This is a genomic window from Aeribacillus sp. FSL k6-2211, from assembly GCF_037966125.1.
In the GTDB taxonomy this organism is placed as follows: Bacteria; Bacillota; Bacilli; order Bacillales; family Aeribacillaceae; genus Aeribacillus; species Aeribacillus composti.
The window spans coordinates 3,458,797-3,474,081 of record NZ_CP150190.1; the positions used below are offsets into that span (position 1 = coordinate 3,458,797).

The 15,285-nt window shown below is 37.8% G+C and carries 15 protein-coding genes and 1 riboswitch; of the genes, 8 read left to right on the plus strand and 7 right to left on the minus strand.

The window, feature by feature from the left end; all coding sequences use genetic code 11:
* Positions 1–418 precede the first annotated feature (418 nt).
* Complete coding sequence (locus NSU19_RS16760) at positions 419–601, plus strand: hypothetical protein (RefSeq protein WP_063386775.1); 183 nt, start codon at positions 419–421, stop codon at positions 599–601.
* A gap of 41 nt (positions 602–642) precedes the next feature.
* On the opposite strand, the gene NSU19_RS16765 is transcribed toward NSU19_RS16760, so the two are convergent.
* From NSU19_RS16765 to NSU19_RS16775, 3 genes are all read right to left on the minus strand, one after another.
* Positions 643–1,014, minus strand: coding sequence for a DUF1992 domain-containing protein (locus tag NSU19_RS16765; RefSeq protein WP_339193364.1), 372 nt, complete (start codon positions 1,012–1,014; stop codon positions 643–645).
* Positions 1,015–1,035: 21 nt separating this feature from the next.
* A complete protein-coding gene (locus tag NSU19_RS16770; RefSeq protein WP_327863655.1) occupies positions 1,036–1,581 on the minus strand; it encodes a DUF2179 domain-containing protein in 546 nt (181 codons plus the stop codon).
* Positions 1,582–1,684: 103 nt separating this feature from the next.
* On the minus strand, positions 1,685–2,920 hold the full coding sequence (locus NSU19_RS16775) for a DUF418 domain-containing protein (RefSeq protein ID WP_339197498.1): 1,236 nt from the start codon (positions 2,918–2,920) through the stop codon (positions 1,685–1,687).
* 172 nt (positions 2,921–3,092) lie between these two features.
* Positions 3,093–3,196: riboswitch (TPP riboswitch) on the plus strand.
* Between the two features lie 69 nt (positions 3,197–3,265).
* Here NSU19_RS16775 and thiT point away from each other — a divergent pair.
* A complete protein-coding gene (thiT, locus tag NSU19_RS16780; RefSeq protein ID WP_066247732.1) occupies positions 3,266–3,826 on the plus strand; it encodes an energy-coupled thiamine transporter ThiT in 561 nt (186 codons plus the stop codon).
* Positions 3,827–3,867: 41 nt separating this feature from the next.
* Here the strand turns inward: thiT and menC are convergent, their stop codons facing one another.
* Together menC and NSU19_RS16790 are read right to left on the minus strand one after the other, a co-directional pair.
* Positions 3,868–4,977 carry an o-succinylbenzoate synthase gene (gene menC / locus NSU19_RS16785; RefSeq protein ID WP_327873290.1) on the minus strand — a complete coding sequence of 370 codons (1,110 nt, stop codon included), beginning with the start codon at positions 4,975–4,977 and terminating at the stop codon, positions 3,868–3,870.
* Between the two features lie 264 nt (positions 4,978–5,241).
* The gene (locus NSU19_RS16790) at positions 5,242–6,198 is read right to left on the minus strand and encodes a carbon-nitrogen hydrolase family protein (protein WP_063386780.1); all 957 of its coding nucleotides are present in this window, start codon (positions 6,196–6,198) and stop codon (positions 5,242–5,244) included.
* 858 nt (positions 6,199–7,056) lie between these two features.
* Between NSU19_RS16790 and NSU19_RS16795 the strand changes: the two genes are divergently transcribed.
* The 4 genes from NSU19_RS16795 to NSU19_RS16810 all read left to right on the plus strand — a co-directional run bounded on the left by NSU19_RS16795 (position 7,057) and on the right by NSU19_RS16810 (position 10,085).
* The gene (locus NSU19_RS16795; RefSeq protein WP_339197502.1) at positions 7,057–8,496 is read left to right on the plus strand and encodes a PLP-dependent aminotransferase family protein; all 1,440 of its coding nucleotides are present in this window, start codon (positions 7,057–7,059) and stop codon (positions 8,494–8,496) included.
* Positions 8,497–8,561: 65 nt separating this feature from the next.
* Entirely contained in the window at positions 8,562–8,810 is a 249-nt protein-coding gene (locus NSU19_RS16800; RefSeq protein ID WP_339197505.1) for a hypothetical protein, read from the plus strand.
* 249 nt (positions 8,811–9,059) lie between these two features.
* Positions 9,060–9,902, plus strand: a complete 843-nt coding sequence (locus tag NSU19_RS16805) for an SPFH domain-containing protein (protein ID WP_339197507.1) — start codon at positions 9,060–9,062, stop codon at positions 9,900–9,902.
* 15 nt (positions 9,903–9,917) lie between these two features.
* Positions 9,918–10,085, plus strand: a complete 168-nt coding sequence (locus NSU19_RS16810; protein WP_065095528.1) for an Arc family DNA-binding protein — start codon at positions 9,918–9,920, stop codon at positions 10,083–10,085.
* Between the two features lie 169 nt (positions 10,086–10,254).
* Here NSU19_RS16810 and NSU19_RS16815 read toward each other — a convergent pair whose 3' ends face one another.
* Together NSU19_RS16815 and NSU19_RS16820 are read right to left on the minus strand one after the other, a co-directional pair.
* Complete coding sequence (locus NSU19_RS16815; protein ID WP_311066519.1) at positions 10,255–11,310, minus strand: acyl-CoA dehydrogenase family protein; 1,056 nt, start codon at positions 11,308–11,310, stop codon at positions 10,255–10,257.
* 1,024 nt (positions 11,311–12,334) lie between these two features.
* Positions 12,335–12,868, minus strand: coding sequence for a DUF4242 domain-containing protein (locus NSU19_RS16820; RefSeq protein WP_063386785.1), 534 nt, complete (start codon positions 12,866–12,868; stop codon positions 12,335–12,337).
* A 126-nt stretch (positions 12,869–12,994) separates the two neighbouring features.
* Here NSU19_RS16820 and NSU19_RS16825 point away from each other — a divergent pair, with 126 nt between their 5' ends.
* Together NSU19_RS16825 and NSU19_RS16830 are read left to right on the plus strand one after the other, a co-directional pair.
* A complete protein-coding gene (locus NSU19_RS16825; protein WP_066247718.1) occupies positions 12,995–13,441 on the plus strand; it encodes a helix-turn-helix domain-containing protein in 447 nt (148 codons plus the stop codon).
* A 621-nt stretch (positions 13,442–14,062) separates the two neighbouring features.
* Complete coding sequence (locus NSU19_RS16830; RefSeq protein WP_339197512.1) at positions 14,063–15,253, plus strand: ISL3 family transposase; 1,191 nt, start codon at positions 14,063–14,065, stop codon at positions 15,251–15,253.
* Positions 15,254–15,285: the final 32 nt, after the last annotated feature.

Sequence of the window (15,285 nt, forward strand, 5' to 3'; positions counted from 1 at the left end):
AACTCGCAGCTGCTGTCCTCATCAGCTTGCTTCAGTTGATTTGTTATATGTGGTTCTATACGCTTCTCAAAACGATGTTCGAGTCACATTAGGAACCGCCCAATCTGCCATCCATCAGAGGTTTAGCTTGGATTCTAAAGCAGGCGAATCGTGTACGCGCTCCATTTTCATCATTCTCTTTTTCTTTTGCAGGAGAAAAATAAAGATAGACCTCCTTGTTGTTTAGATGCCAGATTTCAGAAGAAATCGTTTTTACTTTAAAGCAGCTTTATAAATTCAGTATAAGCTGCTTTTTGTATAATAACTTTTTGTCAAAACGGTGTCTATTTTTTGAACAAAATGTGAATTTTTTGTTTCGTTTTTGTGACAAATGATTTATAATAAAAGAAAACGTTTTCTTTGTTTGGGGGTCAAAAAAATGGTCGTGACACTTATGAAATATTTTTATTTATTCGTTGCTCTCTTCTGTTTATTGTCTGGAATTTTGGTCGGTTTTGCAAAGGAGCTGCCGCTTTCGGTGATAGTCATTTTCTTAGGTTTTTTCAATCTTGCTTTATATTATGTCTTCCATAGAGAAGCCTTGAAAAAACAGCAAATTTAAAAGAATGGCGAAAATAAAGGCACCATTCTTTTTCGAAAACGTCAAATAAGCTTTTTATAAACTTTATCTTTATAAAATTGAGATGCAGGTGTGTTGAATATATTCCTTTTCTTCACGATTCGTTCCAATGCTAATTGTTTTTCCGACAGCTTTTGTTGTAATTTTTTCCTTTCGGCTTCATCTTCACAGCATTTTAGTAAATCTTGAATAGTTAATAGTTCCTTTTTCAAGTCATTTTCTTGATCGACCATTCCGGCGTTTCTCAAAAGACGATAAGCCATTCGGAGTTCTTCCGGAATATCAGACAAATCGTCATGCGGGAGAGGCTTCCCCATCCCGGGAAGTTCTTTAAACTCTCCCTCTTCATATGCCTTTTTGATCCGATCCTCAGCAATTTTTGCAAATATATCCACGCTTCACCCTCCCTTCGACCGTTATGTTCGTCCTTTTTCTAAACGCTTTACCCGCTTTTTCATCGCTTTTGTTAAATATCCACCTTTAAAAGAACGAATTTCATACGAGCTTAAAAACGCTTTTGGTTCTATTTCATTGACAAGGTTTAAAAATTCTTCCTCCCGAGAGCGTTGAGCAACAACTTCCAAACGATACCTAATCGAATTCATTCCTTCTCCTTGAAAGACCGTAACCCCAAAACCAGCCTCCCTCAATTTTTTGACTAATCCGGAATTTTTATCCATTAAATTCACATTGTATGTTACATATCCAAAAGCCAGCTTTTTCTCCAGTTCACCGCCCAACAACAGCCCTGCACCAAAACCGATAATATATGCACTAATATTGTAAATATTAGATAAATCTTGAAAAACTATTCCTAAAGCGACAATATAAATCGCTGCTTCTAGCAAACCTATACCAGCAGCAGCCTTTGTTTGATTTTTCACTAACAAAATAGTTCGGATCGTCAATACTGGTACATACAATAATTGCAGCAAAAAAATAAAAATTGCTTGTAGAAACATGTTGCCTAGACACTCCTTTGTTCCATCATACTATAAATTATTTTCAAAAAGAAAGAGCTATCATAAACTCAAAATCTGAGATTTGAAACTACATTTTTACAATTCATCTTGATCTGTTATTATGCTTCGAAACTTCCTTTTTCATGCGAATAGGCTGGCGCTTGAAATACATCGCTGTTCTCCATACCCACTCCAACGGCCCTAATTGAAAATATTTAAACCAAATATGGCTGATGATAAGCTGCACGGCAAAAATTGCGAGTGCAAGCCAAAAACCGGCGAAGGGGTATACTTTACCGTACAATCCCAATCCGTAATGATAAAAAAGATATGTACAAATAACAGATTGCATGATGTAATTTGTCAATGACATGCGTCCAACAGGCGCAATCTTCTTAACAATTTGCCGACAGATTGGGTGAAAATATAAAAATATGAGAGAGATCACATAAAACAACATGAGAAATGGTGCACCGAACACCATGTAAAAACTATTTTTAGCGGTGACCGCAAAAATATTTAACGGAAGCCCAATGATAAGCCCGAAAAACCAGATGGCTGTTAATAACCTTCGATGCTTCTCCGGTTCTTGAAAAAGCTTTTGTTTCGCAAATATCATGCCAACTAAAAACATGCTGATATATGGGAGCATGTTTATTATATAGACAAGCGGTTGAAAAGGCCACAAGCCAGACATAGACATGTAAAAAAGCCGATCATGAATACGCTGATGGAAAATATCAGTAAAACTTCCGTTTTGATATGAATGGATTGCGTTTCTTGCCTCCTCTTCCAATAAGGCAGCCTGCTCTCTTTTTTGGACTAAAGCATCCTCACCATTGGATACAGCCGTCATCAAACCAATAAGGAGCAAATATAAACTAAATAAACATACAGTCCATACCAAAAGGGTTTTCCAGGAACACTTCCGGAAAAAAAGGAGAAGAAACCCCAGCACAGCATAATCCATTAAAATGTCTCCATCCCAAATGAAAAATGAATGAATTAGTCCAAATACAAAAAGCACCACCAGTCTGCGTATATATATAGAAACAAAGTTCCTGCCGTTTCCTAAAGCCCGTTCCTCCATGATGATGATTCCAAATCCGAACAATAATGAGAACATTGTAATAAACTTCATTTGTACAAATATTTCCAAAATATTTTTCGTTAGAAAATCCCATGTTCTCCATGTTTCAGTAAAAAAATTTTCGCTGCCTATTTGGTATAAATATACATCTGGATAGCTGAAATGCGCCATATTCACAAGTAAAATGCCAAATATCGCAGCCCCCCGCACCACATCCACTACTTCATAACGCTCACGTTTAAGATTCAAACCAAAACCCCCATTCTGAAAAAAGTTCTTATTGTTAACGCCCTTTTTTCATTACTTTTTGTCCAAAGGCTGCATTTCAGCTTTATCGTGTTTAAATTTATTTGAATATAGCGAAAAAAGAATGACAATTTTCTTATAGTCTATTATGATAGACATAAGATTCGAATATCAACAGATCCACAAGGGGAGCTATATGCTGAGAGTGGACGGATATTTCGTCCAGACCCTTTGAACCTGTTAGTTAATGCTAGCGTAGGGATGTGGAAGTATACTGATCCATGATACAGCCTTTTTCCCCCTTATGGATATTTGTTGATAGCAAATAATATACAGGGGGTTTTATTTTTGGAAAAAAATCGCTTATTACTATTAATAGAAGCAGCAATCTTTGCAGCATTGGCAGTTATACTTGATCTTCTCCCTTCCATTCAATTATCATCAGCCATTTCTATATCCATTGCCATGGTGCCTGTACTCATATTATCGTTTCGATCCGGTGCAAAGATTGGCTTCATTTCCGGCTTTTTATGGGGATTATTGCAAATTGTATTAGGTGATGCATACATCCTGACGCCTGTTCAAGGCTTCATCGACTATTTTCTAGCTTTTTCCTTTATCGGTTTAGCCGGTCTTTTCAGCAAAACTATTCAAAATAAGCTGAAAGATGGAAAGAAAAGCTCTGCTCTTGTTTTCATCATCTTTGGCGTCTTCATCGGAGCTTTTGCACGTTATTTTTGGCATTTTATCAGCGGTGTCTTTTTCTTCGGAGAATATGCACCAGAAGGAATGTCAGCGGTCGTTTATTCTTTGATCGTAAACGGCATTACGATGATAGGAGCCTTTGTATTATGCGCTGTCGTTACTGTTATTCTCATTATGGCGGCGCCAAGATTGGTTGTAAAATAAACAAAATCATCCTCTGCAAAACATGCAGAGGATAATTTTGTTTATAGGGTAAATACTTTCGTTTCAACAGTGTATTTTTTTAATTTTTCACGGCTTACATGAAAACCGATCCCCGGGTTATCAGGCAAGGCAATTTTTCCATTATAAACCGATATTTCCGGTTCAATAATATCTTCTTCCCAATACTTAGATGAACTGGATATATCTCCTGGCAGTGTGAATTGTTCAAGTGTCGCTAAGGCTATATTATGGGCCCGTCCAATCCCTGATTCAAGCATCCCTCCGCACCAAACTGGAACATTTTGCTCTTTGCAAAAATCATGGATTTTTTTTGCTTCTGTCAAACCGCCAACACGGCCGATTTTTATATTCATAATTTTGCAGCTTCGAAGTTCAACAGCCTTTCGAGCATCTTCGAAGGAACAAATACTTTCATCTAAACAGATCGGTGTGTCCAATTCTTTTTGAAGTTTGCTATGATCCACAATATCATCGTGCGCAAGAGGCTGCTCAATCATCATTAATTGAAACTCATCCAATTGTTTTAGATGATTTATATCTTTTAATGTATAGGCACTGTTCGCATCAGCCATTAAATCCAAGTTCGGAAAATGCTTCCGTATTTCCTTAACTACTTCAATATCCCAACCTGGTTTAATCTTTATTTTTACTCTCTTGTATCCTTCCTCCTGATATTGTTCAATAAGACTGATTAAATCTTTTATTGTTGGCTGAATACCGATGCTCACCCCAGCTTCAACTTCTTTTTTCATTCCCCCGAGAGCTTGTGAAAGAGGTATATTTTGCTGTTTTGCATATAGATCCCACACGGCACCTTCCAAAGCCGCTTTTGCCATATAATTTCTGCGAATAAAACGAAACGATTCAGCCAACTCACGAGGATGATGAAACGACGTCTTTGATAAAATCGGAATGAGGAAATCTTCGATCATGTGCACAGTTGTTTTCACGGTTTCTTCTGTATACCATGGAATGGAAAAAGCAACCCCTTCTCCAAAACCGGCTGCACCATCATCATCCTTTACTTCTACGATCAACAATTCGCGATCGTGAATGTCTCCATAGCTAGTAGAAAATGGGGCTTTCAAACGCATCTGTAATATATGCAAAACAATTTTCTTAATTTTTATCAATTAAGAGCATCTCCTTTTTTAAACAAGCTCTCAGCTAAGTTCGACAAAATCATTCCCATTCGCCAGAGGGCTCGATATTTCCCGGAAAATATTTCTTAAAATAGCGAATCCACTCGAACGTTTGTTTTACACTAATTATAAAATAAACGCTTTCTTAATGTAAAGGAGCAAGGGATTTCTTTATTTCCCTTATTGTTTATTGAACTGCAAAATCTCAAATAAATAATGAGATCAATCGTAGAAACGAGTCTCATCATGAGATTAATTTTTCCACTCAATAGTTGTCTTCTTCTCTTTGTTGACTAGCAATTTAAAAACATCAGGTCTTGCATAATGCCCAACAGGATCAAAATCAAACTGGCTATAGGCGATTTGTTTCATATCCAGTTCTGCAATGATGATGTCTTCCTTGCCAAATACGGGCTCTGCCACATATTCGCCCAACGGTCCAACAATCGCGCTACCACCTCTGCTCATTACTTCAGGTGAAGAAGCAAGTTCATCATAACAAGCCAAATCTTTCGGATACATATCTTTTGTCACATATTGATTGGCAGACAAAACAAAGCATCTCCCCTCCAAAGCAATGTGGCGGATTGTTGACTGCCAAGTTTCCCTTGCATCAGCCGTTGGGGCAATATAAATTTGAATTCCTTGTGCATACATCGCAGCCCTTGCTAACGGCATATAATTTTCCCAGCAGATTAGCGCCCCTATTCTTCCATAAGGGGTGTCAAACACTGGTAATGTGCTTCCATCCCCTTCCCCCCAAACAATCCGTTCTGCTGCAGTCGGTTTTAATTTGCGGTGTTTTCCTAACAACTGTCCGTCAGAATCGAAAAATAAAACAGAACAGTAAAGAGTCCCGCCGCTAAATTCATTATCCCTTTCTGTAACGCCTATCACAAGGTAGACACCTGCTTTTCGAGCCGCTTCGCCCAGTTGTTCCGTCGTTTCGTCCGGAACAGCTACAGAATTGCTCCAGTATCTATACCAATCCTTCCTCCCTTCAGCCGAACGGCTCCCAATCGTTGTACCGAAAGATAAGCCTCTAGGATAAGCGGGAATAAAAGCTTCAGGAAATACAACAATCTTTGCTCCTTTTTCAGCAGCTTGATGTATGAGGCTAACCGCCTTTTTTGTCGTGGCGTCCCGGTCCATAATAACAGATGAGGCTTGTATAACAGCAACTTTAACCTTTTGTGCTCTGTTCGACATATTCTTCCCCTCCACCAAATTGAAAAATCTAAAGCCATCTTAAATGCCGAAGCTCATGAACCTTCAAAGTCAATAACCTTCGGAAGTTGCCCCCTATTCATCTTCCATAAAAAAATCTGCACAGGAAGGAAAACACTTTGAATAATCCTCTTTTTAAGCATAGAAGGGCCGGCCCATGTATTAGAGTTCAAAATAATTGGATTATGTTTTTCCATGAGAGCTTTTCATGTGATATCTCATCTGAAGTAATTTAATGGTAATTTCTTAGCATGCTCCTTTGTACAATACAGCTGTGGCTGAGTGTCGAACTAACTATCAACACTTAATTCTATAGAAGCATTAAGCGTAAAATATGAGAAACGGTTTGAATTGGAGTATATTATTCATAATAAAAATGTTCAAAAATTTTTGGACCATCCAATCAAAGACTTTGTCAATCATCCAATTTCAATACTGCAACAGCCATTTATCCAAGATGAACCATAAAGTGAAATAAATTTGCCGAAAATCGCACATCTATTTTAAGGGTTTTCAACTTCAAGTAAAGAAAAAATCGGGCAGGACAGCTTTAAGCATTGCGTCCATGTTACAAAAGATAATGATTTTTCAGCAGCGTTCAAATCATGTGCTAAAAACTCCAAGTTAAAATAAAAGTGGATGGGTAAAATGTTACTGAATTGGATGGGCATTATTCTTTCATCTAGCGTTATAATTAATGTTTGAACAGGTTCAAATTTTGATGGATATAACAACATTTTCGATTATGTTCAATAGGAACATTCTATAGATAAATAACAAAGAACCTGGTTAACTTGCCATATAGCAGGAAGTGCCAAGCAAATCTAAAGGGTGAAGCATATGGACTGGAAACCGGATCGAAATGCAAAAAAGCCTATATATAAACAACTGGCCGAATATATTGAAAATGGAATTGCGGATGGCACATTTCCCCCTGATAAACCGCTGCCTTCTGAACGGTTTTTGGCCAATAAGCTGCAAATAAACAGAAGCACAGTTGTGGCTGCATATGACGAATTAGAATCAAACGGACTTATCGAGAGAAAGAGAGGAAGCGGAACAACAATCAGCAAAGATATATGGGGCATGACAAAGAAGCGTGTACCAAGCTGGAATCGGTATATTGAGGCAGGATCGTTCTTGCCGAATTTACCTGTGACCCAGAGAATACGCAAAGAGATGGAAGAGCATAAACTAATCAATTTAGCTAGCGGTGAATTGTCGGAAGATCTTTTTCCAATCGACTCCTTGCGAGAAATCATTTCGACAAGGTCATTTATCGGAAGCCTAGGATATGATCATCCTCAAGGGAATGAGATATTAAGAAAAACTATCACAAAGCATGTGAAACGATATCGGAGAATTGAGACAAATCCGTCTTCCATTCTCATCACATCAGGAGCGCAGCAAGCTTTATATTTAATCGTCCAATGCTTATTAAAGCCGGGTGATGCGATAGCATTAGAAGAACCTTCGTATTATTACAGTCTCCCGGTCTTTAAATCAACCGGAATAAGACCTTTCTATTTACCAGTTGACAAAGACGGTATAAACCCGGATGATTTGCTTCAATTGCATAAAAAACATCGAATCAGGATGATCTTTTTAAATCCTGCTTTCCAAAATCCATCAGGTGCTTTCCTTCATAAAAACCGGCGGGAAAAAATATTGGAAATATCGTCTGAGTATGGAATACCGATTGTTGAAGACGATCCTTACAGTTTAACGTCCTTTAATGGGGGAGAGACCTACCCGCTAAAATCAATGGATGAGCATGGAAATGTCTTATATATCAGCTCATTGTCGAAAATTGTTGCTTCTGGTTTGCGAATTGGTTGGATTATTGGACCAAAGCCTGTGATTGAAAGATTGTCTGATGCCAAACAGCAAGTGGATTTCGGTCATGCCAGCTTTACTCAATGGATTGCCAATGATTTTCTGGAATCTGACGACTTCGATGCCCATATCAACTGCTTAGTCAAACGGCTCGAAAACAGAAGGGATCAAATTGTCAAAAGCCTTCGATTCTACTTAAAAGACGATGTTGATTTTTATATCCCGCAAGGAGGCATTCATTTATGGTGCAAAATAAAGAAAGACTTTAATGAGATCCAGCTGCTAGAAGAGTCGATCAAGCGCGGGGTTATTTATGTTCCGGGCTCAACGCTTGGATCAAGTACAAAATATGTCCGTTTTACCTTCGCAAGAGAAAATGAAGAAAATATAAATGAAGGAATAAAAAGATTTGCTGATGCATTTTATAATATTCAGCATAAATAAATTCCTATTTTCAGGTGATTATCAAAATTCTCTACCACAATGTAAAGAGACAGGGAGATGGTTTTATGTATAGTATGTTATTGACCGTAGGCATTATTATTTGTGTACTTGCACTCATTTTAACTGCGTTTATCGGAAAAGAAGTAGGAAAAAAAATAGAAACATATAAAGCGATCGGGAACAGTCCCCATGATGAACTTACAAGGTCAAGGGAATATGAAACAAGCTCCTTTCGCAATGTTCGCTCGTTGACATGGATTTATACCTTATTGTTCATTGTCATCCTCATTGTATGTCTTATTTTTCTGTTTTAATGCTAAAGAAACGAACCTATGCAAACAATAATGAACTAAATATATTTAAACCTAAATCCTCGACTAACCCTTGCTAACGAAATGACGTTTAGCATGGTTGTTAGTTGAGGTTTTTTATTTTGGTTTTCATTGAATTTTCATAGCTCCAAAAACGTTTTTCGCCAAAATTTTTTGACAATATATATTTACATTTATTTCAAAAAGTGATATCATTTTAATATAAAAATAATATGAGAGGGGCAATGAAAGTTGAAAGAAAAAAAGGCATGGTTTATTGACGGGTTTATTGGAATTGTATTAATCGTTGCACTTTTGCTCGGAGCAGCTTTTACATTTATCCAGGAGTTTATTGTTCTTGCAATTGTATTGGTTGTTCTTGCCGTACTGCTTGGAAGCGGTCTTACCATTGTACAGCCGAATCAAGCAAACGTTGTCATTTTCTTCGGACGTTATTTAGGAAGCATTCGGAAAAGTGGCCTTGCCTTAACGGTTCCATTAACTATTAGACAAAAGGTGTCCCTTCGCGTTCGAAATTTTAACAGCAAAAAGCTAAAAGTAAACGATGTGGAAGGGAATCCGATTGAAATTGCTTCGGTCATCGTCTTTAAAGTAATCGATTCCGCAAAAGCAACTTTTGATGTGGATGATTATGAAGAATTCGTGGAAATCCAAAGCGAGGCTGCCATTCGTCATGTAGCAACGAAATATCCTTACGATACGTTTGATGACCACAATATTACATTAAGAGGCAACGCCGATGTTGTTTCAAAAGAGCTGGCAGATGAATTGCAAGAACGGTTGAACGTCGCTGGAGTTGAAGTAATAGAAGCTAGACTGACTCATTTAGCTTACTCGACTGAAATTGCCAGCGCCATGCTTCAGCGCCAGCAGGCAGCCGCCGTTTTATCTGCGAGAAAAAAGATTGTCGAAGGAGCCGTCAGTATGGCCCAAATGGCTGTCGAGCAGCTGGCTAGCGACGGAACGATTGAGCTTGATGAAGAAAGAAAGGTTAACATGGTGAATAATTTAATGGTTGCGATCATCTCCGATCGCGGCACCCAGCCGGTCATAAATACCGGAAGTCTATATTAATGGTTGTGTCGCACCATGGCAAAAAAGAAAAATTTCCCTTTAAGAATCGATCCTGAATTGTATGCCGTTATTGAACGTTGGGCGCAAGAGGAATTCCGCAGCGTCAATTCCCATATTGAATTTTTATTGCGGGACGCTGCTCGACGCGAAGGAAGGTTAAAGAAAAAAAAGGAGAAAGAATAAAACATCGATCATCTTTTCCGCAAGTCGAAAATTGGCTGCTGACTTCCTTCAGATCTTGGCGCCCTAGACACCCTTGTCTTAAACAAAATGCTGCTGCTTTAAAGCTTGGCGAATGTACAGATGCCCAGCACATACAAAAAATCCCTTATGGAGAACCATGAGGGATTTTTTATGAGTGAAGAACTTTTTCTAAATGTTTCACTGTTGGTGTTAAATTAGCAAAGAAATACGCTTCGCGGAGTCTGCGGGAAGGTGCACTATGCATGAGATATCCGGCACTTCCGTGATGAAGCATGTTTGCCTGTACAGCTTCAAGGGTTAAATAAGCAGCTTCCAAACGTATCTTTGCAATTTCTTTCCAGTCGAGTCTTTGATCGCTGAACAATGCATGAATGTCATCTTGAATTTTGCGCTCTTGTGTTTTCAATTGACCCGGCTGTATTTTCAAAAAGCTGTTGCAGCCATTTTGTTTATTAATAACCTTTTCAATGGAGGCGATGGAAGATCGTATAACACCTAAACCAAGAGGTATTTGATATAAAATGAAAACCGGGCGGATTTTCTCCACAAAAAGATCCGCATCGTCAGATAAAACCCACTGATTCGGGACAAAAACATCTTGAAAAGTACAAGAATATGTTGCGCTTCCATTTAAACCTAGAAAATCATTTTTTTCCTTTAATATTAATCCTTCTGCATTGCTCGGAATGAAGCACATGATTCGTTTGTGTTCATCCACCTCAGCAATCACACCGAACCAATGATTGTCACCTAGATTGGATACATTCGGCAAAACACCTGAAAGTATATAACCATCTTCTTTAGGTTTTGCCTTTAAGTGCAATTTTTCAAGTCCTGCATAATATTTCATCGGATTCGATAAGCCTGTTGCACCTAAAATTTTTCCACTCTCCAACAAAGGGAGCAATTTATTTTTTAATGAAAGATTATTGGAATTTCGCACATAAGTTAAAGCGGCCAGATGGCACCATAGGCAAAATGCAGTCGTCATACACCATTTTGCTGTTTCTTCTACTACTTTCATTTCTTGTAAAATATATTCCTTTTGCGACTTATGATTCGTAGAGAAAAATCCAGCTTTCCCTAGCTCCCGCAAATATTGCTCCTGATAAAAACCTTCCGCATCAATTTTTTTTACATATGGTTTCAATTCTTTTTCAATTAACTGCTCCAACGTTTCAACTTTTTCGTCCAAACTATTCATTTCAATCATCACCCGCGTTCATAATGTCCGAAATCAGGCATTCCAATTATTATTAAATAAATAATTCCTACGTGTTTAGTCGGTTTAAAGTTATTTTATTATATTAGGTTCAAAAAATCAATCTTTATTTTGCCGCCTCTCCTATTTTTTTGATAAAGATGAACCTGTATATGTATTTCAAAAGAGCTTTGAAAAAAAGACAATAAACCAATGCTTGGCTTATTACAACTTCCTGAAAGTAGCCGGCATCCGCAAGCTACTTTCAGATAAAAATCGAAAAAATATAAATCGAGTAGGAGGGAGCGATTAACTCCCGTCCTCTCACACCACCGTACGTACGGTTCCGTATACGGCGGTTCAATTAAGATAATTGACGCAAGTCTTTATAACTTCCGTGAATAGCTGTTCTCTTTATGCCAGTGGTCACTCCACCCTCCAAGAGATCTCCCACGGGATTCACCGCTTCCTCCCTCAAGTGAGGTACTACGTTTTCTGTGTTCATCATGACTCACTGAATGCCAAGGGCTATTCTCTCTTAATTGTTCGGTCCTTCTTAGTTGTTCTAGACCAACTAATACTATGACCTCTGCTGACTTCTGACTGTTCAGCTATCTATCACTAGATAGGTTACCAAGGTTACTTGGCGTGCCAGCCAGACCTCCCCGGGTAAGAGTGTAATCTTTCCTTCCATCCATCTGCTTCATTTACTCTGTATCACCTTCGGCAGAAAGGGCTTTGTTTTGTCTTGCAAACTCACCCAGTGATACCTAGCCTCATATGAAGTTCGTGTTCCTCAGACCGGAAGTTTGCCGCTCGCTTCCTTCAGATTCCGCGTCACCACGGACACCCTTGCGTTAAGCTAACTGCTACTTCTGCCTTCGCAGCTCGGGACTTTCACCCTATAGATTACACCCATGCCGGGCGCACAAGCAAGTGGAGAGAAACGCATTGTTTTTCTCCACTTGCTTCATTTTAGGGACTTATCGGACAGCCCCGCCTCTTAAAAAAAGGTGATTAAAATTGATTATTTATCTGCCAATATTTCCGTAATGGAGTCAATTGGTGTTTTTACTGCGTTGCGGGCACGCTTAACAGCCTCTTCATCTGGTGCATCGTAGAAGCAAAGGCATTTTGTCATATCTTCACAAACATAAGTTCTCGAAAATGTTACTTCAGGAACTTCTTGATAATGTACAGAGTTTTTCTTCTTTCTCTCCAAATATTGTTCCATTGTCAAATCTTCTGGTAAATTCCATTCAACCAAATAATTGACAACTTCATTATTTTTCTTTACATCTTCGAGTTCTTTTCCAACAAGACGAACTTGTTTTACTAGATGAATAGGTATCTGAATATCTTTTAACGTTTCAGTGGCAGCTTTTTGATTTTCTGCTTCAACAATAAAGAATGCGCGTGAGAAATCCTTTGATACTTGAAGTTCAATTAATGATGCCTGATTTTCGTTTAATTTTCCTTGAAGCTCTGAAACTTTTTGATCTAATTCCTCTTTTGCTGATACAATACCATTTAAGGATGATTCAATTAAGTATAGCGCCATATTTTTATCCCCCACTTTTTTATTATCATAAAGTCATTTTAATATACTTAGTTCAAAAAATCAACTTAATCACTTTTAAATTATTTTATGTTAAAATGGATTGTAACAAATGGAGGAGATTAGTTTATGAAAATAAGATATGATATCCCTTGCAACATCGCGCAATCACTTAATATCATTGGAGATCGTTGGACACTGTTAATTATTCATGAAATTTTAAACGGAAATGCACTTTTTAATGAAATTAAAAAAGCTTTACCGGGAATTTCTTCTAATTTGCTTTCGGAACGTCTCAGATATTTAGAAGAAGAAGGCCTCGTTCAATCAGAGCTTTATTCACAGCATCCACCTCGATACCGCTATGTATTAACACAAAGCGGAAAAGATTTAGAGCATGTTTTCAATGCACTTATTATTTGGGGAAGCAAACATTTAAAAAAATGTTATAAAAAACTAATTGACCCGGCTACAGGTGATGAGGTGGACATTGCCTATTATTCCAAAAAAACAGGCGAACTTGTCCAAAATGTTGAAGTTATTTCTATTGAAAGTGAGCTTCAAAATATTAAATAAAAATGCTGTCAGGTCTTCTAAGACTAGTTTAAGGATAGGCGTGCTGGAAGCTCCGGCAATTGCCTTTCAGGAGGGGTTTTTCCACGCGTCTAGCCTCTTAGATACCAATTTTTACATAAATTCATTTCCCTTTGTCAATAACGAATACGAAATCCATATTATAAATCCCCTATTCCAGGTTATCATCATTCCCTTGTTCTCCTTTTTCAACACCTTCCGTAAAATCCAGTATGCTTGAATCACCTACCTATTCTTAAAGCATCACTTTAAAAATCCCGCTTACAGCTTTAAATGTTTCCCTGCCTCCGGCTTCAAAAATGCCATCCGCAAACGTCCTTCATAATAAACATCTATAAAAACGCAATAACTAAGCTTATCCTCATTGAACTCCCATCACTTCTTCTACAAAACGTCCAGATACATCGGTGCAAACCGCTCACAATCAAAATAACACGATTCATTCTCAAAAATTAAAATCATTGACACTAAAAAATATTTTCTATATATAGTTGAAAAAAAGATTCATCACCACATTTTGTGATTTAACCCAAAAATAGGGAAAACACTCACGAATTCCTGGCAGTAATGTTAGCGTCACTTAACATAACAGGAGGTTCTAAAGTGTTTTCCGTATCACTAGATTTGCAATTTGAAGTTGTTAAACAAGTGTTTCTTGAAGATTGCAATTTGTTACATGTTGAGAAAAATACTACAGAAGAACGCTGTTCTTACTGCGGTTTTTTTTCTAGTCATGTCCATGACTGGCGGACAAGAAAGGTTCGTGACTTGTCCGTATTAGGTAAGCCCCTTTTCTTATTTGTCAGAGTGTATAGATACCGTTGTCACAACTGTAATGAGGTATTTTCACAAACATTTGAATCTATCAGTCCTAATAAGCATCAGACCAATCGGTACAGAGAATATCTGTACGAAATGTGCATTGGCTCTACTATCCAAGAAGTGAGTCGAAAGGAAAAAATACCTTATACAACCGTTGAAAGAATATTTTATTCCGTTGCTAAAGAAAAAGAGAAGGAGCATGTAGAAACTCTTGAAAGTGTTTTAGAAAACAATGAATTAATCCTTAGCCTTGATGAGATCGCTGTCCGAAAGGGTCACCGATATGAAACAGTTCTTATGGATACCCAATCCGGGAGTGTGCTTGGTATGGAACATCAACGGAGTTATCGTTCAACTCAGATCTTACTTGCCAAGAAGATTCTGTCTGATAAATGCGTTCATACCGTTGTTATGGATATGTGGGATCCCTTCCATAAAGCTGTTAAATCTATATTCCCAGAGGCCTGTATCGTCATTGATAAATATCATGTGGTGCAAAAGGTGACACATGCACTTGACCAAGTTAGAAAGAAAACTCCTGGACTAAAAAAGGGACGGTTTAAACTCTTGAAAGGTTCTGAAAAGTTAACGGCTAATGAAAAACAACAATTAGACGAGATGCTCAAAGAGCATTCAGAATTGTCATATGCCTATTTTCTAAAAGAACTCTTTAGAGAAATATACCAAGTGAATGACTATGATACAGCTGATTCACTCTTAGAAGAATGGATTCAACTCGCATGGAGCAGCCCATTTCCTTCATTTCATCAAGTTGCCAAGACGATAGAAAATTGGAAGGCACAAATTTTACAATATTTTCTTACCCCTTTTACGAATGGCCGGATTGAAGGTACAAACCATAAGATTAAGAACATCAAAAGACGTGCTTTTGGCTTCAGAAACCTTGAAAGATTTCGACTACGTGTATTTTTGGAATGTACAGGTAAAACTTATAAAAATCAGGTTGCTTAACCATGCCCTTCATCAGCTTTCCGCATTGTAGT

Bases quoted from the DNA above. Each gene is read 5' to 3' on its own strand.
- NSU19_RS16760 (WP_063386775.1), top strand. From the start codon at position 419: ATGGTCGTGACACTTATGAAATATTTTTATTTATTCGTTGCTCTCTTC.
- NSU19_RS16770 (WP_327863655.1), bottom strand. From the start codon at position 1,581: ATGTTTCTACAAGCAATTTTTATTTTTTTGCTGCAATTATTGTATGTA.
- NSU19_RS16790 (WP_063386780.1), bottom strand. From the start codon at position 6,198: ATGTCGAACAGAGCACAAAAGGTTAAAGTTGCTGTTATACAAGCCTCA.
- NSU19_RS16795 (WP_339197502.1), top strand. From the start codon at position 7,057: ATGGACTGGAAACCGGATCGAAATGCAAAAAAGCCTATATATAAACAA.
- NSU19_RS16800 (WP_339197505.1), top strand. From the start codon at position 8,562: ATGTATAGTATGTTATTGACCGTAGGCATTATTATTTGTGTACTTGCA.
- NSU19_RS16810 (WP_065095528.1), top strand. From the start codon at position 9,918: ATGGCAAAAAAGAAAAATTTCCCTTTAAGAATCGATCCTGAATTGTAT.
- NSU19_RS16815 (WP_311066519.1), bottom strand. From the start codon at position 11,310: ATGAATAGTTTGGACGAAAAAGTTGAAACGTTGGAGCAGTTAATTGAA.
- NSU19_RS16820 (WP_063386785.1), bottom strand. From the start codon at position 12,868: ATGGCGCTATACTTAATTGAATCATCCTTAAATGGTATTGTATCAGCA.
- NSU19_RS16825 (WP_066247718.1), top strand. From the start codon at position 12,995: ATGAAAATAAGATATGATATCCCTTGCAACATCGCGCAATCACTTAAT.